This is a genomic window from Streptomyces sp. NPDC058470 (assembly GCF_042721055.1).
GTDB lineage: Bacteria > Actinomycetota > Actinomycetes > Streptomycetales > Streptomycetaceae > Streptomyces.
Genome location: NZ_JBHXMF010000032.1, coordinates 61,093 through 80,910, shown reverse-complemented (window position 1 = coordinate 80,910; position 19,818 = coordinate 61,093). Strand labels below are relative to the sequence as shown.

Here is a 19,818-nt window from a genome sequence, read left to right as displayed (position 1 = left end):
GGCCCAGGGCCTTGCGCCGGTGAGCCCCCGGTAGGTTCGGCTCATGAGGTCAACGGGGAGACTGCTCGGCTCGGGGCGTTCGGCGGACGTCTACGAGATGGACGAGGCGTGGGTGCTGCGCCGGATCCGTGGAGGATGGGGCGATGCCACCGCCGAAGCCGCGGTGATGGCACACGTACGAGGTCATGACTTTCCGGCGCCGGGTGTGCGGCTGGCGACCCGCACGGACCTGGTGATGGAGCGGCTGTCCGGGCCGACCATGCTGGAGGCGTTCGTTGCCGGGGAGCTCGACCCCCAGGAGGCCGGCGTCACGCTCGCCCGACTGCTCCGCGCCCTGCACGCCGTGCCCGCCCGGCTCTCCGCCGACCCCGCCGTCCGCGTCCTGCATCTGGACCTGCACCCCGACAACGTGATGCTCACCCCCGAAGGCCCCAAGGTCATCGACTGGGCCAATGCCGAGGAGGGCCCGCCCGGACTCGACTGGGGCATGTCCGCCGTGATCCTCGCCCAGGTCGCCGTCAGCGGCGAAGCGCACGCTGAGTCGGCCCGCGAGACGCTGGTCGCGATGCTCGGCGACGGCCCATCCGGCGTGACCGACACCGGCCTCAGGGAGGCGAGGCAGCGACGGGCGGTCAATCCGACGATGAGCGAGACCGAGGTGCAGATCCTGGGCGAGGCGGAGGAGCTGGTCCGTAGGCTGCTGCCGCCCTTTTCGCGGTCTGCTCGTCCTTGAACCTCACCATGTGCGCGCCGGGATCGTCGTTGCTGTGGGCTGCAACAGGACGAGGGCCAGATCGTCGGTGGGGGTGGCGGTGCCGGTGTGGACGGCCAGGCGGGCGCAGAGGGTGTTGAGGGCCTCGTCGGGGAGGGGTTCGCGCAGGGCCAGGGCGGCCTCGCCGAGGAGCGGGAAAGGGGTGCCCTCCGCGTCGCGAGCCTCGGTCAGGCCGTCGGTGTAGAGGAGGAGACGGTCGCCGGGCTGGAGGCGTACGCGGTACTGGCGTGGTTCCGGGTGCAGCCCCAACGGCGGTGTGGGGACGACGGGTTCGAGGAACTCGACTCGGTGGCCGGAGCGCAGGGGCGGCGGGTGGCCGCAGTTGACGAGCCGCACCTCACCGGGCGCGAACTCGGCGAACACGGCGGTGACGAAGTCCTCGGGCCCCAGCTCCGGGGCGAGCCGGGTGTCGAGGGCGCCGACCAGGACGGTCAAGGTGGGTACGGTATAGGCGAGTTCACGGAAGGCCGCGATGGTGTCGGCGGTCAGCCGGACGGCGTCGAGGCCGTGACCGCGTACGTCACCGATGAGGACACGCAGTCCGTACGGCGTCACCGCGACGTCGTACAGATCGCCCCCTACGGTCGACTCGTGGGCGGCGCTGTGGTAGCGGGTGCACACCCGAGTGCCGTCCAGCGTGCGGGAAATGGGCCGCAGAATCGCCTCCTGGGTGATCCGGGCCACCTCGCGGGCCTGGGCGAGTGTCATGGTCAGGCGCTCGCACTGCCGGGCCGCGTACACGGTGAGGGCGCACCCGAACAGCAGCCCGATCCACCGCACGCCGAACTCGAAACCCGGCACCGTGCCGTCACCGATGCCCATTGCCAGGCCCAGCGCCGCGGACCAGCAGCAGACCACCACGGTGTGCCGCACCCCGAACCTGACGCAGGCCAGCAGCGGTCCGATCAGCAACAGCGTGATGAGCGGCGGCACCTGGGAGACGAGCAGATCCGGCAGGGCGATCAGCAGGCAGGCGACCAGCGGGGCGAGCAGTAGCCGACGGGCCCGCCACTCGGCCCCGGGCGGCAGCGGCACCGGCAGGGGGCGCCGCGTGCGTCTTCCGACGCCCGGCGGGGGCGCCAGCAGTCGCGCAGGTCTCTCGGTGTGCTGGGCCGGCATCCGTCGCGTCAGCCTCTCGGCGCCCGCGGGCCGCCTCCCGATGCCCCCACCGCCTCCGCCCGTGGCGGCCATCCGTTCCCCAGCTCCCTCTCGTCCGTTCATCACTCACCCGACAATCACCGAATATCGGCCTTCTCGCCCTCACCAACAGGGAGTTGATCGCATCTCGTCGAAAGCTGCCCGGAAGTGATTGAGCTCCGTCGTCTTTCTGTCCGAGTTGTCGGACATCGGCAACGGGTGGGTGTGATCGGGTCAGACTGGTCGATGTGTCCGACGAGACGAACATCGGTGTGTCCGACGAGGCGATCCGACGAGACGAGACGGTATGAGCGCGCGCCCGGCGAGGGATGAGCCCGAGATGAGCGAGAGCGGTGGCCGGGCCGCCGCCCAACCCGGTCGTCCCGGCGATCCGCATCCCGGTCGTCCCGATGGTTCCGGCCGTCCCCAACGTCCCGGCAATCTGCTTCCGGAGACACGGAGCTTCGTCGGGCGGGTCGAGGAACTCGCCTGGCTGGACGAGGAGTTGAATCCGGGGAGCGGTGTCGGCCGGCTAGTGAGCCTCGTCGGAGTCGGCGGGGTCGGCAAGACCCGGCTCGCATCGCGGGCCGCTGCCCGGGTCCGGGACGCGTACCCCGACGGCGTCTGGCTGGTGGAGCTCTCCGCGCTGCACACCGCCGGCCTGGTGGGCCTGGCCGTCGTGGAGGCGCTGCGGCTCGCGGACCAGTCGACGGGCCCGGTCACCGAGGTGGTGGTCGAATGGGCCAGGGGCAAGCGGCTGCTGCTGATCCTCGACTCCTGCGAACACGTCCTCGCGGACTGCGTGGCGCTCGCCGAGACGCTGCTGCCCGTCCTGCCGGGGCTGCGCATCCTCGTCACCAGCCGGGAGCAGCTCGGCCTGCCGGGTGAACGCGTGCTCCCAGTGGATCCGCTGCCGGTCGCCGACGACGCGGTGGCTCTGTTCGCCGAACGCGCGGCCGCCACCGGATTCACACTCGACGACACCAATCGGCCCGCCGTGGAAGCCGTCTGCCGCCACCTCGACGGCATCCCGCTCGCCATCGAACTCGCGGCCGTACGCCTCTCGGAACTCTCCCTGACCGAACTGCACGGCCGCCTCGGCGAACACCTGGCATCCCGCCTCGACGTGCTCGTCCCGCGAGGCGAGGACCCGGGGACCGGCGGCGAGGGGGGCGGCGGCCCGCGGAACGGCGACCCGCGGAACGGCGATCAGGGGAGCCGTCTCCCGGGGGGCGGCAAGTCGGGAGACGAAGGCTCGCGACACGGCGACGTGCGGGGCGGTGACGTGTGGGGCGGTGAAGGCCTGCCTCGTGACGTGCAGGGCGGTGACGTGCGGGAACGCGACGGCCTGCCTCGCGACGTGCGGGGCGGTGACGCACGGGACCGCGAAGGCTCGCCTCGCGAGGCACAAGACCGTGACGCACGGGACCGCGAAGGCTCGCCTCGCGAGGCATGGGACCGCGAGGCATGGGACCGCGAGGCATGGGACCGCGAGGCATGGGACCGCGAGGCACAAGACCGTGACGCACAGGACCGCGAAGGCTCGCCTCGCGAGGCACATGACCGCGACGCACAAGACCGCGAAGGCCCGCCCCGCGACGGACCGTGGCCCGAAGGTCTGCTCCCCGAAGGCCCACCCCGCCACCACACCCTCCGTACCACCATCGGCTGGAGCCACGAGCTGTGCGAACCGCTGGAACGGCTGCTGTGGGCCCGCCTCTCGGTGTTCACCGACGGCTTCTGCGTGGGCGCCGCCGAGGAGGTCTGCGCGGGCGGCCCGCTGCCCGCCCGGCGCATCGCGGGGCTGCTGACCCGCCTCGTCGAGCAGTCCATCGTGCGACGCCACCGCACCGACCCGGCCCGCTTCCAGTTCCTCGACACGTTGCGGGAGTTCGGCGCCGACTGGCTGCGCGCCCTCGGTGAGGAGCGCGCCGTACGCCTGCGCCATCGTGACCACTACCGGCGCCTGGCCCGCGAGGGCTGCGCAGAGTGGAACACCGGACGCCAGGTCGCCTGGTGCGAACGCGTCCTCATCGAACACGCCAACCTGCGCGCCGCCGTGGACTGCGCGCTCACCGAACCCGACAGCCGCGTCGCCCTCGAAATGGCCGCCGACGTCGGCTTCCTCTGGCGGCACTGCGGCTATCTGCGCGACGCCCAGCACTGCCTGGACCTGGCGCTCGCCACCGACCCGGCCCCCGGACCCGACCGCACCCGCGCCCTGTGGGTGCGCGGCTCGGTCGCCCTGTTCCAGGGCGACCTGAAGGTCGCGGCCCACTGGGCGGTGCGCTGCGCGGACGCGGCCCAGGAGCAGGGCGATCCGGTGTCGATGGTCGCCGCCACATATCTGACGGGCGGTCAAATCGCTTTGAGCGGACGCCTGTCGGAAGCGGTCGACGTCCTGTCCTCGGCTCCCCGGCTGCCCATCGGGGCGGACGCGTTCGGGGCCGCCCAGCTCCAGGTCCGCGTCGCGCTCTCCTTCACGCACCTGCTGGGCGGCGACTACGAACGCGCCCGCACGGTGGCCGACGAGGCGCGCGAGGCCAGTGCGGAGTGCGGCGAGTCCTGGGCGGGTGCCTTCGCCGACGGAATCGTCGCGCACGCGGACCTGGCGTCCGGCAACGTCCGCGCGGCGGTCCGCAACGCCCGCACCGCACTGGCCGGGCACCTCCTGATGCACAACACCGTCGGCGCCGCCCTGGCCCTGGACGTTCTCGCCGCCGCCGTCGTCGCGGCCGGCGACGGGCCCCGCGCCGCCCGCCTCCTCGGCATAGCCGCCCGCGTCTGGGAGCTCACCGGCCGCGCCCAGATGGACTCACCCGACCTCATCGCCACCCGCCGCTCGCACGAGCTCCGCGTCCGCGACGAGATCGGCGAAACGGCATACAAGAAGGCGTACGAGGAGGGGCGCACCATGCGCTACGAAGAGGGGCTCGACTACGCGGTCCACGGCCACTGACGGTGCTCACCGCAGAGACACGGTTGCCCTAGACAGCCACGTACGTCACCGGATCGGTCCCCGTCACGGCCTCAGCTCGCCCCAGTTTCACCAGCCGCCGCACATGGGCCTCCGCCTCCGAGACGGCGATGGTCCTTGATCCGTACGGGATCTGGTCCCAGGGCCGGTTCCATTCCATGCGCTCGGCGAGCTGCCAGGGGGTGAGCGGAGCCGAGAGGAGGGTGTGGAGGCCGGTGAGGCGGTCCTCGTGGTGGTCGAGCAACTCCCGTACGCGGGCAGGGGCGTCGGCGAACGCGTGCTGGTGGGCCGGGAGGACCTCCGCGGGGGCCAGGCGCCCGACGCGCTCCAGGGAGTCGAGGTAGTCGCCGAGCGGGTCGGTGACGGTGGCGTCGTCCGGATCCTCGTACAGGCCGATGTGCGGGGTGATCTCCGGGAGCAGGTGATCGCCGGAGAACAGGCGTCCGTTTCCCGGGAGTTGGGCGGGATGGGCCTCCTCCAGGTGGAGGCAGACATGGCCGGGGGTGTGGCCGGGGGTCCAGATCGCGCGGAGGCGGCGGCCGGGCAGACCGAGGAGTTCGCCGGGGACGATCTCGCGGTCGGGGAGCGCGGGGGAGAAGCCGGGCAGGCCGCCGGGGCGGGCCCTCCGCAGGGGTGCCAGGTGCTCCTCGGGCGCGCCGGCGGCCGTCAACTTCGCCGTCATGTACGCGTACCACCGCTCGGGCCGGTTCTCCCGGGTGCGCCGTACGACGGAGGCGTCCGCCGCGTGCATCGCGAGCCACGCCCCGGACGCCTCCCGCACCTTGCCCGACAGGCCGTGGTGGTCGGGGTGATGGTGGGTGATGACCACACCGTGCACCTCGGCGACGGAGGTGCCGCAGGCGGTGAGCCCCTCGGCGAGAGTGTCCCAGGAGGTGGGGTCGTCCCAGCCGGTGTCGATCAGGACGGCGCCGCGGTCGGTGTCGACGACGTACACGAGCGTGTGGCCGAGGGGGTTGTCCGGGATGGGGACCCGGATCGACCGTACGCCGCCGCTGTGATCGGTCACCTGCGTCATGGGCTTCCACCAATCGCCGCGTCCCGGGTACCGGCCAACTATAACTAGAACCAGTTCCAATGGGAGCCCGAGACGACTGTCCGCCCTAAGGGCCCGAAGAGCCGAAGAGCCGAAGAGTCGAAGAGTCGAAGAGTGAACCGAAGGGCCCGAAGAGCCGCGAGTCCGACCCGTGGACTCCACTCACCGGAACTGGTATCAGTTCTAGTCATCTGATGCATCGTCAGAGAACGTCCCCGGGGAGGCAGTCGGCCATGACCGAACTCACGGAACACGGACAGTTGTTCATAGGCGGGGAGTTGACGGACCCCCTGGGCAAGGACGTCATCGAGGTGATCTCGCCGCACACGGAGGAGGTCATCGGGAGGGTGCCGCACGCCTCCACGGCGGACGTCGACCGGGCCGTCGCCGTCGCGCGGCAGGCGTTCGACGAGGGACCCTGGCCACGGATGAGCCTCGACGAGCGGATCGAGGTGGTGAACCGGATCAAGGACGGGATCGCCGTACGGCACGAGGAGATCGCCCGTGTCATCTCCTCCGAGAACGGCTCCCCGTACTCCTGGAGCATCCTCGCGCAGGCCCTCGGCGCGATGATGGTGTGGGACGCGGCGATCACGGTCGCCCGCGGCTTCACGTACGAGGAGACACGTGACGGTGTCCTCGGGAGGATCCTCGTCCGGCGCGAGCCGGTGGGGGTCGTGGCGGCCGTGGTGCCGTGGAACGTGCCGCAGTTCGTGGCCGCCGCCAAGCTCGCACCCGCGCTGCTGACCGGCTGCACCGTCGTACTGAAGCCGTCGCCCGAATCGCCCCTGGACGCCTATCTGTTGGGGGAGATCGCGAAGGACGCCGGGCTGCCCGAGGGCGTCCTTTCGATCCTTCCGGCGGACCGCGAGGTGAGCGAGTACCTGGTCGGGCACCCTGGAATCGACAAGGTGTCCTTCACCGGGTCCGTCGCGGCGGGCAGGCGCGTGATGGAGGTCGCCGCTCGCAATCTCACCCGCGTGACACTGGAGTTGGGCGGCAAGTCGGCGGCGGTGGTCCTGCCGGACGCGGACCTCGCGACGTCCGTCCCCGGCATCGTCGCGGCGGCCTGGATGAACAACGGCCAGGCGTGCGTCGCCCAGACCCGCATCCTGCTGCCGCGCTCGCGCTACGACGAGTTCGCGGACGCCTTCGCGACGGCGGCGAGCGCGCTGGTCGTCGGCGACCCACTGGACCCGGCGACCCAGGTCGGCCCGCTGGTCGCCAGGCGGCAGCAGCAGCGCAGCCTCGACTACATCCGCATCGGCCAGGAGGAGGGCGCCAAAATCCTTACCGGCGGCGGCCGTCCGCCCGGTCTGGACCGTGGCTGGTACGTCGAGCCGACCCTCTTCGGCGACGTCGACAACTCCATGCGGATCGCCCGCGAGGAGATCTTCGGCCCGGTGATCTGTCTCCTGCCCTACGGCGACGAGGCCGAGGCGCTGAAGATCGCCAACGACTCCGACTACGGGCTGAGCGGCAGCGTCTGGACGGCGGACGTCGCGCACGGCATCGACATCGCACGCCAGGTCCGTACCGGCACCTACTCCGTCAACACCTTCAGCCTCGACATGCTCGGCCCCTTCGGCGGCTACAAGAACTCAGGGCTGGGGCGGGAGTTCGGGCCCGAGGGCTTCGGCGAGTTTCTGGAGCACAAGATGATCCACCTGCCGGCCGGCTGGGAGGCCTAGGGATGGGTGACCGCTGGCAGGTCGAGGTCGACCGCTCCATCTGCATCGGCTCCGCCCAGTGCGTGCACCTCGCCCCGGACGCGTTCCGCCTCGACACCGGCAGGCAGTCCCACCCGACAGACCCGGAGCCCGACGCCAACGAGAAGATCCTGGAGGCGGCGGAGGGGTGCCCGGTGGAGGCGATCATGATCACGCTGCTGGGGAGCGGGGAGCCGGTGTTCCCGCCCGAGGAGTAGTTGTACGAGGTGAATCAGCCCTTGTCATCCGGGGACGTCAGGTCGATCAGCCGGCAGACCGTCTCGATGTCGATCTTCACCTGGGCGATCGAGGCACGGCCGGAGAGCCAGGTGATGAGGGCCGAGTGCCAGGTGTGCTCGATGACGCGGACCGCGGAGAGCTGGGCGGCGGTCGGGTCGTCGAGGCCCATCGCGTCCAGGATGATCACCGTGGTCATCCGGGAGACCTGGTCGACCTCGGGACTGACGCTGCGGTCCGCGAAGGTGAGCGCGCGGACCATGGCGTCGGCGAGGTGCGGCTCGCGCTGTAGGGCGCGGAAGGCCCGCATCAGGGTCTCCGCGACGCGCTCGGCCGCCGTGTCCCCGGACGGCGGCTTCTTCCGCAGGGTGCCGTGCATGTGCTCCAACTGGTCCTGCATCGTGGCGACCAGCAGATGGACCTTCGACGGGAAGTAGCGGTAGAGCGTGCCCAGGGCCACCTGGGAGGACTCCGCGACCTCGCGCATCTGCACCGCGTCGAAACCGCCCCGACTGGCCAGCTGCGCGCTCGCGTGCAGGATCCGGCGGCGGCGCGCCTCCTGCCGCTCGGTGAGCGGGGGAGAGGCGGGGAGCGCGGTGGAGTACGAGAGGGGGCGAGGGGAGCGCTGCGCGGTGGGGTGCGACTCCGGTCGCGCGTCTGCTCGCGAGTCCGGTCGAGACGCCGGTCGAGAGTCTGTTCGCGCGCTGTTCGTGTCCGCCTTGGCTTCCGCAGGCATGGGTCCCGTTCCGTGACATTCCGTGACATCAGCGAGAGGAGTGGCGAGTCCGCACGGCAGGGCTCACGACCGTCGCGTGGACCGGGCGACCACGCCACGCGGTCGTGGCGTGAATCACCTGATCCACCGCTCACAGCGGGGCTACCTGCCGGTAGATTCAAAGCTCCTTGAACGATCAAGTCTGAAACTTGTTCTAGATTAGCGTCCCGGCGTAATCTCGCGGGAATGTGCAGGGAGAAGGGGGCCGAGAGTGACCGCTGAGGCCATGGAGGCGGGCCCCGGCGAGGGCGCGGCCGCCGACGGCGAACGACCGTTGCGCATCGCGCTTCTCACCTACAAGGGGAACCCGTTCTGCGGCGGCCAGGGTGTGTACGTACGACACCTCTCGCGTGAGCTCGCCCGACTCGGACACCATGTCGAGGTCATCGGCTCCCAGCCCTATCCGGTGCTGGACGAAGGCCTTCCTGCCCTGAGCCTCACCGAGTTGCCCAGCCTCGACCTGTACCGCCAGCCGGACCCCTTTCGCACCCCCAGGCGCGGGGAGTACCGGGACTGGGTCGACGCGCTGGAGGTCGGCACGATGTGGACCGGCGGCTTTCCCGAGCCGCTGACCTTCTCGCTGCGCGCCCGCCACCATCTCCGGGCCCGGCGCGGCGAGTTCGACGTCATCCACGACAACCAGACACTGGGGTACGGGCTGTTGGGGGATGTCGGTGCCCCGCTGGTCACCACCATTCACCATCCCATCACCGTCGACCGGCAGTTGGAGATTGACGCCGCCGACGGCTGGAAGCGACGGATGTCCGTCCGCCGCTGGTACGCCTTCACCCGCATGCAGAAGCGGGTCGCGCGCCGCCTGCCTTCCGTGCTCACCGTCTCCGGTACGTCACGCCAGGAGATCGTCGAGCACCTCGGCGTACGCGACGACCGCATCCACGTCGTCCACATCGGCGCGGACACCGACCTTTTCTCGCCGGATCCGGCGGTGCCTCAGGTGCCGGGCCGGATTGTCACCACGTCCAGCGCGGACGTACCGCTCAAGGGGCTCGTCTTCCTCGTCGAGGCGCTCGCGAAGGTACGTACCGAGAACCCCGGCGCGCACCTCGTCGTCGTCGGCAGGCGTGCCGAGGACGGGCCCGTCGCCCAGGCCATCGAGCGGTACGGCCTCGAAGGCGCCGTCGAGTTCGTCAAGGGGATCTCCGACGCCGAACTCGTCGACCTCGTACGGTCGGCCGAGGTCGCCTGCGTGCCCTCCCTGTACGAGGGGTTCTCGCTGCCCGCCGCCGAGGCGATGGCGACGGGGACACCGCTCGTGGCCACCACCGGCGGTGCGATCCCGGAGGTCGCCGGGCCCGACGGGGAGACCTGCCTCGCGGTGCCCCCCGGTGACTCGGGTGCGCTGGCCGCCGCGCTCAGCCGCGTCCTGGGCAACCCCGAACTCCGAGCCCGCCTCGGCTCCGCCGGACGCGCGCGCGTACTGGCCCGCTTCACCTGGGCCCGCGCCGCCGAGGGCACGGTGACCCACTACCGCGAGGCAATGACCCGCTCCGCGGGCACGTCCCCCAGCGGCCCTGCGTCCGGGGCCGCCGCCGATCCTGCGGGCGGGGCCGTAAGCCGCTCCGCGCCAAGTCCTCACCGCTCCGCGGCCCAAGCTCCCGGCCACTCCGCGGCCTCAACGGATCCCGTCTCCGCAGCAGGCGCCGCGGCGCCCACGGCACCCCCCGCACCCCCCACCCCCGACCGCGAAAGCAGGGCCACGTGCTGACCGTCGACTTCTCCCGGTTCCCGCTCGCCCCGGGTGACCGCGTACTGGACCTCGGGTGCGGTGCCGGCCGGCACGCGTTCGAGTGTTACCGGCGCGGTGCCCAGGTGGTCGCGCTGGACCAGAACGGCGAGGAGATCCGCGAGGTCGCCACGTGGTTCGCGGCGATGAAGGAGGCGGGCGAGGCGCCCGCCGGGGCGACCGCGACGGCCATGGAGGGCGACGCCCTGGCGCTTCCCTTTCCCGACGAGTCCTTCGACGTCGTGATCATCTCCGAGGTCATGGAGCACATCCCGGACGACAAGGGCGTACTCGCCGAGATGGTCCGGGTGCTCAGGCCGGGCGGCCGTATCGCGATCACCGTCCCGCGATACGGGCCGGAGAAGGTCTGCTGGACGCTGTCCGACGCGTACCACGAGGTCGAGGGCGGCCACATCCGCATCTACAAGGCGGACGAACTCCTCGCCAGGATCCGGGAAGCCGGGCTCAGGCCGTACGGCACCCATCACGCGCACGCCCTGCACTCGCCCTACTGGTGGCTGAAGTGCGCGTTCGGCGTCGACAACGACAAGGCGCTGCCCGTGCGGGCGTACCACAAGCTCCTGGTCTGGGACATCATGAAGAAACCGCTCGCCACCCGGGTCGCCGAACAGGCACTGAACCCGCTGCTCGGCAAGAGCTTCGTGGCGTACGCGACCAAGCCGCACCTGCCGGTCGAGTCCGCCGAATCTGTCGACTCCGCGGACTCCGCCGAGTCGGCCGAGCTCGTCGAGTCCGTCGAGGTGGCCGGCCGGTGACGACTCCCCGGACAGAACACCTCGTCCTGCCCGGGGTCCTCACCGCCGAGGAGGCTGCCGCCACGGTGCGCGGGATCCTCGCGGTGCAGCGCCCGGACGGTGCCATCCCGTGGTTCCGCGGGCATCATCTGGACCCGTGGGACCACACCGAGGCTGCCATGGCGCTGGACGCGGCGGGGGAGCACGAGGCGGGGGAGCGCGCGTACGAGTGGCTCGCGCGCCATCAGAACCATGACGGTTCGTGGTACGCGGCGTACGCCGACGGGGACTTCGCGGACGTCACCGACCGCGGCCTGGAGACCAACTTCTGCGCGTACGTCGCGGTGGGCGTCTGGCACCACTATCTCGCGACGGGCGACGACGCGTTCCTGGACCGGATGTGGCCGACTGTGTACGCGGCGATGGAGTTCGTGCTGCGGCTCCAGCAGCCCGGCGGGCAGATCGGCTGGAAGCGTGAGGAGGACGGACGGGCCGTCAACGACGCACTGCTGACCGGGAGTTCGTCGATCCACCACGCCCTGCGCTGCGCGCTCGCCATCGCCGAGCAACGTGAGGAGCCGCAGCCCGACTGGGAGTTGGCGGTGGGCGCGCTGCGGCACGCGATCGCCAGGCACCCCGAGCGGTTCCTCGACAAGGGCCGCTACTCGATGGACTGGTACTACCCGGTACTCGGCGGGGCGTTGACCGGCGCCGAGTCCAAGTCCCGTATCGAGGAGGGCTGGGCCCGCTTCGTGGTTCCCGGGGTCGGCGTCCGCTGTGTGGTCCCCAACCCGTGGGTGACCGGCGGTGAGTCGGCCGAACTGGCCCTGGCACTCTGGGCCGTGGGTGAATCCGACCGCGCCCTGGAGATCCTCCAGTCCATCCAGCACCTGCGCGACCCGAAGACCGGCCTGTACTGGACCGGCTATGTCTTCGAGGACCAGGCCGTCTGGCCCGAGGAACTCACCAGTTGGACAGCCGGTTCGCTTCTGCTGGCCGTGGCCGCACTGGGCGGTGACGAGCCCACCTGCGCCGTCTTCAGCGGCGAACGCCTCCCGACCGGCCTGGACCCCGACTGCTGCCGGTAGCAGACTCAGCCGGAGCCCCAGGACGCGCAGGTTCTCAGTACCGGTGCATACGGTTGGCGATGGCGTGGCCGATGAAGAGGTACACGACGGCTGCGAGGCCGTAGCCCGCGACGACGCGCGCCCACTCCTTGTCGAACGTGAACAGGTCGCGGGACCAGCCGGCCAGCCACGCTGCCACGTTGTGGATGAACTGCACCAGGTCGTTGGCGCGGTTCGCGTCCAGTAGGTACATCAGGATCCAGACCCCGAGGATGAGCGCCATCACGTCTGCGACGATCGCGATGACCCTCCCCGCTTGGTTGGAACCGTTGCGGTTTCGAGAGGACATGTGTTCCGTGTTGCCCGAGAACGGTGCATGAAACCCGAACGGGTTCGCCCGGCCGGACAGGTCCTAGGAGTTGAGCTCGGCGAGTACGCGGAGTGTGTGCGGGTCGGGGGAGAGGACGAGGAGGTCGGTCACCGGGCCCTTGCGCCACAACTCCAGGCGTTCCGCGATGCGTTCGCGCGGACCGACGAGGGAGATCTCGTCGGCGAAGGCGTCGGGCACGGCGAGCACGGCCTCCTCGCGGCGCCCCACGAGGAACAGCTCCTGGACACGCCGGGCCTCCTCCTCGAAGCCCATCCGTGCCATCAGGTCGGCGTGGAAGTTGCGTGCCGCGTGCCCCATCCCGCCGATGTAGAAGCCGAGCATGGCCTTGACGGGCAGCAGTCCTTCGGCGACGTCGTCGCAGACGTGGGCGTGGGCCATCGGGGCGATGAGGAAGCCGTCACGAAGGTCGGTCAGCGAGGCCTCGTACGCCTGCGGACGTGTCGGCGACCAGTACAGCGGCAGCCAGCCGTTCGCGATCCGCGTGGTCTGCGCGATGTTCTTCGGGCCCTCGGCGCCCAGCAGGAGGGGCAGGTCGGCCCGCAAAGGATGCGTGATGGACTTGAGCGCCTTGCCGAGGCCGGTGCCGTCGGCGCCGCGGTAGGGGTGGGAGTGGAAACGTCCGTCCAGCTCGACGGGGGCCTCGCGCCTGAGGACCTGGCGTACGACATCGACGTACTCCCGGGTCGCGGTCAGTGGCGACTTCGGGAACGGGCGCCCGTACCAGCCCTCGACGACCTGCGGGCCCGACAGCCCGAGGCCGAGCATCATGCGCCCGCCCGAGAGATGGTCGAGCGTGAGCGCGTGCATCGCGGTGGTGGTGGGGGAGCGGGCGGCCATCTGCGCGACGGCCGTGCCGAGTCGGATGCGGGAGGTCCGCGCGGCGATCCAGGTCAGCGGGGTGAAGGCGTCGGACCCCCAGGACTCGGCCGTCCACACGGAGTGGTAGCCGAGGCGCTCCGCTTCCTGTGCGAGCGGTACGTGGTCGGCGGAGGGGCCGCGGCCCCAGTAGCCGAGTGCGAGACCAAGTCGCATGTGCCCTCCAGACGCGCTGCTCTGACGGAGTGTCAACTGTCGGCCGGGTGAGCGTACGACAACGGCCCCCCGCCCGGAAGGGCGAGGGGCCGGGCGGGACCGTGGTGCGCGTCAGCCGCGCTGGATCCCCGAGGTGTCCTGCAGAACGCCACGACGGCCGTCCTGTGTCTGCGCCACCAGGCTCGGGCCGCGCTGCTCGACGGCCAGGTACCAGGTGCCCGGCGCCAGTTCGGCGATCGGCGTCGGCGAACCGTCCTCCGCGTACAGCGGACGCGGCACCGGCACCGCGAACCAGAACGGGGAGAAGTCCCCGGCCGGCTGCTGCACCTGCGGAGCCGGCGCCTGCTGCGGCTGGCTGGGCTGCCCGCCGAACGGCTGGCCCGGCTGCGGCTGCGCGCCGTAGGGCTGACCGGGCTGCTGGGCGCCCGCGCCCGGGTAGCCGTATCCACCCTGGGGCTGGCCGCCGTAGGGCTGGGGGGCGGCCGGCTTGGGGGCGGGGAGCAGCGCGACCTTCAGTGCCGGGACGAGGGGCGTGGCGATGGCGCCGCCGGCGAGGATCAGGGTCGCGACGAGGCCGAGGACGGCGCCGGTGCCGGCGTCGGGGCCACTGCCGGTGAGGCCGCCCAGGTTGTTGTAGCCGCCCGCCGGGTCGAAGACGTTCCCGAGCGCGCTCCAGGCGGCGAAGACTGTGAAGGCGACGCCGAACTGGCCGAGGTCGAGGCCGACGACCTTGGGCACCTGCGGCAGACCATGGGCGACGACGATCAGCGCGGCGCCGATGATGCCGGCCAGGAAGACGCTCATGAGCAGCGGTGCGCTTCCCCAGGCACTGGGGAGGTCGACGCCTTCGGCACCGTCGGCGGAGTAGATGGCGAAGAACGAGGCGATGAACAGCAACACCGCTGCTCCGATCACCACGCCGTCGCCTCGAGTGAGGGAGCGGATATTCACTTCAGTCGGTCCTTCGCAGGTCGTCTCGTCATCGGTCGGGAGGCGTCGCTGTCACCTTGTCCCCGTAAGGCCGTGGTGTGAAGCGCGGGGGTGGCCCCTCATCGTAGGGGCGACACTATCTCCCGTCCCACCAGGGTGTCCGCCGGGTTGAGCGCACTGATCGTCACCCGCGCAGGAAACTCACGATTCCCTCAGAGATCCCCCGTGCCGCCTGCTGCCGCCAGGCGCCGCTGGTCAGCAGTGCCGCGTCCTTGCTGTCACGCATGTTGCCGCACTCGATGAACACCTTCGGAACTGTTGACAGATTGAGACCGCCGAGGTCCGTCCGGACGTCGAGGCCGGTGCCTTCGCCGATGTAGTTGGAGGGTGCGGTGCCCGTCTCACGGGCGAAGTCGCCCGCGATGCGCTCGCCGAGTTCGCGGGACGGGACGACGATCGGGCGGGTGTCGGCCGCGCCGTCGTGGACGGGCCCGGGAAGGATCACGTGGAAACCGCGCTGGCCGGCGCCCGCGCCGTCCGCGTGGATCGAGACGGCCGCGTCGGCGTGCGCCTCGTTGCCGATCGCGGCCCGCTCGTCGATGCACGGACCCCAGGAACGGTCTCCGTTCTGGGTGAACTTCACCGTGGCGCCCTGCTGTTGCAGGATCGTGCGCAGCCGTCGCGCGACGTCGAGCGTGAACTGCGCCTCCGCGTAACCCGCGTTGGTCGCCGTACCCGTCGTATCGCATTCCTTCGAGTTCGTGCCGATGTCCACCTTGCGGCTGATCTCGGCCGTGTGCTGGAAGTTGCCGGGGTTGTGCCCCGGGTCGATGACGACGACCTTGCCCTTGAGGGGGGTCGCGGCGGCGGACGCGGACGACGCGGGGCTTGCTTCCTTGCCGTCGTCGGTGCTCGTGCTCGGCGCCTGAGGGGATCCGGCCGCGGCGGGGGCGGCCCCCCGCGCCTGCTGCTGCGGCGCGGCCCCGTCCCCGGAGTCGTCACCCACCGCCTGCCACACCAGCCACCCGGCCAGCGCACCCGGCACCAGCGCGGCGACCGCCACGGTCAGCGGCCCGCGCCGGGGACGGCGCGGCTGGGAAGGATTGAATTCAGGGCCCAGGTACGACACGGGTGCCACCCTACGGGTCGGCGCTCCACGCGGTCCGCAGGGTGCCGCGAGCGCCGTGATCCGCTCGGCGGAACTACTCCTTGCGGCCCGTCGCCGCGACCGCCACGCCGAGGCCGATCATCGTGAGCCCGCCGAATCCGCCGATCAGGGCGAGCCGCCGCGGCGACGAGGCGAACCAGCCGCGCGTGGTGGCCGCGACCAGCCCCCAGGCGCTGTCGGACACCACCGCGATGAGGTTGAAGACCAGACCGAGCAGCAGCATCTGAGCCGTGACGTGCCCCTGGCTCCGGTCGACGAACTGCGGCAGTACGGCGGCGAAGAACACGATGGTTTTCGGGTTGGCCACCCCGACCGCGAACCCCTCCCACAGCGTCCGCAGACCGCTGTGCGTGGGACCGTCACCGGTGAACGCGGCCTGCAGCGAACGGCGTTGGCGCACCGCCCGCACGCCGAGATACACCAGGTAGGCGGCGCCCACCAGCTTCAGCGCCGTGAAGACGAGGACCGAGCGTTCCACCACGGCCCCGACCCCGAGAGCCACCGCCACGACGAGCACGTACGCCCCGAGGGTGTTCCCCGCGACCGTCGTCAGCGCGGCGCGACGCCCCTGCGCCAGCGCCCGCCCGATCACGAACAGCACGCTGGGGCCGGGTATCACGATCAGCAGGAACGACATGGCCGCGAAGGCCAGGAGCCGGTCGGCAGACATCATGCGGTCCATGTGAGCACGGAGGCCGTGACCGCCTCCAGGCATTTTCCAACGGACGCGCCCTGCCTCAGATCCCCGGCCCCGTACGCCGCAGCACCCGCAGCGAGTCCGTCACCGAGACCTCCGTGAACGCGCCGGACTCCAGGGCCCGCAGATAGACGCGGTACGGAGCCTGCCCGGTGAACTCGTCGGCCGGGTCCGGGAACACGTCGTGGATCAGCAGCAGCCCGCCCTCGGCGACGTGCGGCGCCCAGCCCTCGTAGTCGCCGGAGGCGTGCTCGTCGGTGTGACCGCCGTCGATGAAGACCAGGCCGAGGGGGGACCTCCAGAAGGCGGCGATCTGCGGCGAGCGGCCGACGACCGCGACCACGTGGTCCTCCAGGCCCGCCTGGTGGAGGGTGCGGCGGAAGGCGGGGAGGGTGTCCATGAGGCCGATTTCCGGGTCGACCGTCGACGGGTCGTGGTATTCCCAGCCCGGCTGCTGCTCCTCGCTGCCCCGGTGGTGGTCGACCGTGATCGCCGTGACTCCGGCCCCGCGCGCCGCGTCGGCGAGCAGAACGGTGGAGCGCCCGCAGTAGGTGCCGACCTCAAGAAGCGGCAACCCCAGCCGGCCGGCCTCGACGGCGGCCTCGTACAGCGCGAGCCCCTCGCCCGTGGGCATGAACCCCTTGGCGCCCTCGAAGGCGGCGAGAATCTCCGGCTTGGGTGCCGCGGGCATGGGGGTCCTCCATAAGGAGCAGTACGAACAGGGTGTACGTGTGTGTGGGCGCTCCATGGTGCACCAGCACCCCCGTCGCCTGGGCGACGGGGGTGCACACGATGACAGGTCAGGCCCGAACGGTCTTCCCCGGCAGTGCCAGGTCCACGTCGACCGTACGGTCGTCCCCGGCGTGTGTCGCCGAAGAGGCGAGCGGGCCGTGGCCGGTGGCCCTGGCGGCCAGGACGTACGGGCCCTCGGCGGGTACGGCGAGCACGTAGCTGCCGTCCTCGGCGGAGAGCGTGGCACCGGCCTGCTGGCCGCGCCGGTCGATGAGGGTGACCTTGGCGCGGGCGACGGGGGTACCGCCGGCGTCGAGGACGCGGCCGCGGAAGCCGCCGAGAAGCTCCTGGGCCCGCTCAAGGGCGGCGTCCTCCTCGCTGCTGGCCCGCAGTTGCGGTGCGGTCGACCGGCGCCCGCGAGGCAGGAAGAGGGCCATCACCAGGCCGACGGCCACCGCGCCCGTGGCGATCATGAAGGAGACCCGGAAGCCGTGCATGGTGGGGACGGCGACGCCGCCGACGTCGGTGGCCGTGTTCGCGAGCACCATGCCGATGACGGCGCTCGACACCGACGTACCGATCGATCGCATCAGGGTGTTGAGGCCGTTCGCCGCGCCGGTCTCCGAGGCGGGGACGGCACCGACGATCAGCGCGGGGAGCGAGGAGTACGCGAGGCCGATACCGGCGCCCAGGACCACCGCGATGACGATGGTCTGCCAGGCGGCGCTCATCAGGCCGAGGCCCGCGCCGTAGCCGATCGCGATGATCAGCATGCCGAGGATCAGGGTGACCTTGGGGCCGTACTTGGCGGAGATCCTGGCGTACACCGGCGCCGTGAACATCATCGTCAGGCCGAGTGGCGCCACGCACAGGCCCGCGACGACCATCGACTGGCCGAGGCCGTAGCCGGTGGACTTCGGGAGCTGGAGCAGTTGCGGCAGGACGAGCGAGACGGCGTAGAAGGCGACACCGACCATGATCGAGGCGAGGTTGGTGAAGAGCACCGCGCGGCGGGCGGTGGTGCGCAGGTCGACCAGCGGGGCCTTCACGCGCAGCTCCATCACTCCCCACAGGAGGAGGACGACGGCCGCTGCGGCGAACAGACCGAGTGTGGTGACCGAGGTCCAGCCCCAGTCGCTGCCCTTGGTGATCGGCAGCAGGAAGAGGATGAGGCCCGCGGAGAGCCCTATCGCGCCGAGGACGTCGAAGGTGCCCTTCGCGCGCATCGGGGACTCCGGTACGGCGACGAGGGTGAGGCCGATGGAGAGGACGCCCAGGCCCGCGGAGAGGAAGAAGAGCGCGTGCCAGTCGGCGTGCTGCGCGACCAGGGCCGCGAGCGGCAGCGCGAGTCCGCCGCCGACACCGATCGAGGAGCTCATCAGGGCCATCGCCTTGCCGAGCTTCTCGCGGGGCAGCATGTCACGCATCAGGCCGATGCCCAGCGGGATGGCACCCATGGCGAAGCCCTGGAGGGAACGGCCGACGATCATCACAATGAGCTGGCTGGTGAATCCGGCGATCAGGGAGCCCACGACCATCACGGACAGGCTCAGGAGCAGCATGCGCCGCTTGCCGTACAGGTCACCGAGGCGGCCCATGATCGGCGTGGCCACGGCTCCCGCGAGCAGGGTCGCGGTCAGCACCCAGGTGGCGTTGCTGGGCGAGGTGCCGAGCAGCTCCGGCAGGTCCTTGATGACCGGCACCAGCAGGGTCTGCATCACCGCGACAACGATGCCCGCGAAGGCCAGCACCGGCACGATCGCGCCGCTCGGCCTCCGGGTGGGCTGTTCGGTCGTCGTGTGCGTCATTACGTGAGGCCTCCAGGCCGGAAGAGAAGAAAGGGGGTGAGCGATCCGTGCGGGATACGTGCAAGGTGAACCCGGTGTGCCCGGGCAACTATTCCGATACTTCGGCGCGCTAACGAATTCTTGACCTACGCATGAAGATCTGACCTGGCGTCAGAGGGGCCCATGTCGCACGGGCGGGGCTCGGCCGCCCGGTCGGTGGCTACAGCCAGCCCTGCTGCCGTGCCTCCCGCATCGCCTCCATGCGGTTGCGCGTGCTCGTCTTGCCGATGGCGGAGGAGAGGTAGTTGCGGACGGTCGACTCGGAGAGGTGGAGCTTGGCCGCGATGTCGGCGACGGTGGCGCCGTCCACCGAGGCGTTCAGTACGTCGCACTCGCGGGCGGTGAGCGGATTGGGCCCGGCGCTCAGTGCGACCGCGGCGAGCGCCGGATCGATGACGCTCTCGCCGGTCAGCACCCGGCGAATCGACTGGGCGAGTTCCTCCACGGGCCCGTCCTTGACGAGGAACCCCGCCGCCCCCGCCTCCATGGCCCGCCGCAGGTACCCGGGGCGCCCGAAGGTCGTGAGGATCAGTACCCGGCAGTCCGGCACCTGGTCCCGCAGTTCGGCCGCCGCGTCCAGCCCGCTCATCCCCGGCAACTCGATGTCCAGCAGCGCCACATCGGGCCGGTACGTCAACGCCGCGTCCACGATCGCGTCGCCCGCCGACACCTGCGACACCACCTCGATGTCCGCCTCCATGCCCAGCAGCAGAGCGAGCGCGCCCCGCATCATCCCCTGGTCCTCGGCGAGCAGGACGCGAATGGACTTGGCGGGCCGGTGGTCCCGGGGCATC

Annotated in this window: 18 protein-coding genes; 7 read left to right on the top strand and 11 right to left on the bottom strand. The window is 71.1% G+C overall.

The genetic code is table 11. From position 1 onward, the window contains the following. Positions 1-43 precede the first annotated feature (43 nt). Positions 44-733: a phosphotransferase gene (locus ACFWP7_RS23620; RefSeq protein WP_384384156.1), complete on the top strand. Its 690-nt coding sequence runs from the start codon at positions 44-46 to the stop codon at positions 731-733. Positions 734-736: 3 nt separating this feature from the next. On the opposite strand, the gene ACFWP7_RS23615 is transcribed toward ACFWP7_RS23620, so the two are convergent. Beyond that, positions 737-1,963 (bottom strand): PP2C family protein-serine/threonine phosphatase, encoded by a 1,227-nt coding sequence (locus ACFWP7_RS23615; RefSeq protein WP_384384154.1) that lies wholly within the window; start codon positions 1,961-1,963, stop codon positions 737-739. 286 nt (positions 1,964-2,249) lie between these two features. Here ACFWP7_RS23615 and ACFWP7_RS23610 point away from each other — a divergent pair, with 286 nt between their 5' ends. Beyond that, positions 2,250-4,868: an NB-ARC domain-containing protein gene (locus ACFWP7_RS23610; protein WP_384384152.1), complete on the top strand. Its 2,619-nt coding sequence runs from the start codon at positions 2,250-2,252 to the stop codon at positions 4,866-4,868. A 28-nt stretch (positions 4,869-4,896) separates the two neighbouring features. Here ACFWP7_RS23610 and ACFWP7_RS23605 read toward each other — a convergent pair whose 3' ends face one another. Continuing rightward, the gene (locus ACFWP7_RS23605; RefSeq protein WP_384384150.1) at positions 4,897-5,922 is read right to left on the bottom strand and encodes an MBL fold metallo-hydrolase; all 1,026 of its coding nucleotides are present in this window, start codon (positions 5,920-5,922) and stop codon (positions 4,897-4,899) included. Positions 5,923-6,173: 251 nt separating this feature from the next. On the opposite strand from ACFWP7_RS23605, the gene ACFWP7_RS23600 reads away from it, so the two are divergent. Both ACFWP7_RS23600 and ACFWP7_RS23595 read left to right on the top strand, forming a co-directional pair. Next, positions 6,174-7,631: an aldehyde dehydrogenase gene (locus tag ACFWP7_RS23600; RefSeq protein WP_384384147.1), complete on the top strand. Its 1,458-nt coding sequence runs from the start codon at positions 6,174-6,176 to the stop codon at positions 7,629-7,631. A gap of 2 nt (positions 7,632-7,633) precedes the next feature. Next, on the top strand, positions 7,634-7,867 hold the full coding sequence (locus ACFWP7_RS23595; RefSeq protein ID WP_384384144.1) for a ferredoxin: 234 nt from the start codon (positions 7,634-7,636) through the stop codon (positions 7,865-7,867). Between the two features lie 14 nt (positions 7,868-7,881). On the opposite strand, the gene ACFWP7_RS23590 is transcribed toward ACFWP7_RS23595, so the two are convergent. After that, a complete protein-coding gene (locus tag ACFWP7_RS23590) occupies positions 7,882-8,622 on the bottom strand; it encodes a TetR family transcriptional regulator (RefSeq protein ID WP_384384142.1) in 741 nt (246 codons plus the stop codon). Between the two features lie 250 nt (positions 8,623-8,872). Here ACFWP7_RS23590 and ACFWP7_RS23585 point away from each other — a divergent pair, with 250 nt between their 5' ends. From ACFWP7_RS23585 to ACFWP7_RS23575, 3 genes are read left to right on the top strand one after another with little or no spacing between them, the layout of a single operon-like run. Then, positions 8,873-10,387: a glycosyltransferase family 4 protein gene (locus ACFWP7_RS23585; RefSeq protein WP_384384139.1), complete on the top strand. Its 1,515-nt coding sequence runs from the start codon at positions 8,873-8,875 to the stop codon at positions 10,385-10,387. After that, positions 10,381-11,181 (top strand): class I SAM-dependent methyltransferase, encoded by an 801-nt coding sequence (locus tag ACFWP7_RS23580; RefSeq protein ID WP_384384137.1) that lies wholly within the window; start codon positions 10,381-10,383, stop codon positions 11,179-11,181. The genes ACFWP7_RS23585 and ACFWP7_RS23580 overlap by 7 nt, the downstream gene beginning before the upstream one ends. After that, entirely contained in the window at positions 11,178-12,248 is a 1,071-nt protein-coding gene (locus tag ACFWP7_RS23575; protein WP_384384135.1) for a prenyltransferase/squalene oxidase repeat-containing protein, read from the top strand. The genes ACFWP7_RS23580 and ACFWP7_RS23575 overlap by 4 nt, the downstream gene beginning before the upstream one ends. A 34-nt stretch (positions 12,249-12,282) precedes the next feature. Here the strand turns inward: ACFWP7_RS23575 and ACFWP7_RS23570 are convergent, their stop codons facing one another. The 8 genes from ACFWP7_RS23570 to ACFWP7_RS23535 form a co-directional block, all read right to left on the bottom strand. After that, the gene (locus ACFWP7_RS23570) at positions 12,283-12,576 is read right to left on the bottom strand and encodes a hypothetical protein (RefSeq protein ID WP_384384132.1); all 294 of its coding nucleotides are present in this window, start codon (positions 12,574-12,576) and stop codon (positions 12,283-12,285) included. 63 nt (positions 12,577-12,639) lie between these two features. Further along, the gene (locus tag ACFWP7_RS23565; protein WP_384384130.1) at positions 12,640-13,650 is read right to left on the bottom strand and encodes an LLM class F420-dependent oxidoreductase; all 1,011 of its coding nucleotides are present in this window, start codon (positions 13,648-13,650) and stop codon (positions 12,640-12,642) included. Between the two features lie 111 nt (positions 13,651-13,761). Beyond that, positions 13,762-14,601: a hypothetical protein gene (locus tag ACFWP7_RS23560; protein ID WP_384384128.1), complete on the bottom strand. Its 840-nt coding sequence runs from the start codon at positions 14,599-14,601 to the stop codon at positions 13,762-13,764. A 163-nt stretch (positions 14,602-14,764) separates the two neighbouring features. Next, complete coding sequence (locus ACFWP7_RS23555) at positions 14,765-15,709, bottom strand: N-acetylmuramoyl-L-alanine amidase (protein ID WP_384384125.1); 945 nt, start codon at positions 15,707-15,709, stop codon at positions 14,765-14,767. Positions 15,710-15,782: 73 nt separating this feature from the next. Beyond that, positions 15,783-16,430, bottom strand: a complete 648-nt coding sequence (locus tag ACFWP7_RS23550; protein WP_384384123.1) for a LysE family translocator — start codon at positions 16,428-16,430, stop codon at positions 15,783-15,785. A 55-nt stretch (positions 16,431-16,485) separates the two neighbouring features. Continuing rightward, on the bottom strand, positions 16,486-17,136 hold the full coding sequence (locus ACFWP7_RS23545; protein WP_384384121.1) for a class I SAM-dependent methyltransferase: 651 nt from the start codon (positions 17,134-17,136) through the stop codon (positions 16,486-16,488). 109 nt (positions 17,137-17,245) lie between these two features. After that, positions 17,246-18,985 carry an MFS transporter gene (locus ACFWP7_RS23540; protein WP_384384118.1) on the bottom strand — a complete coding sequence of 580 codons (1,740 nt, stop codon included), beginning with the start codon at positions 18,983-18,985 and terminating at the stop codon, positions 17,246-17,248. A 199-nt stretch (positions 18,986-19,184) separates the two neighbouring features. After that, the gene (locus tag ACFWP7_RS23535; RefSeq protein ID WP_384384236.1) at positions 19,185-19,817 is read right to left on the bottom strand and encodes a response regulator; all 633 of its coding nucleotides are present in this window, start codon (positions 19,815-19,817) and stop codon (positions 19,185-19,187) included. Position 19,818: the final 1 nt, after the last annotated feature.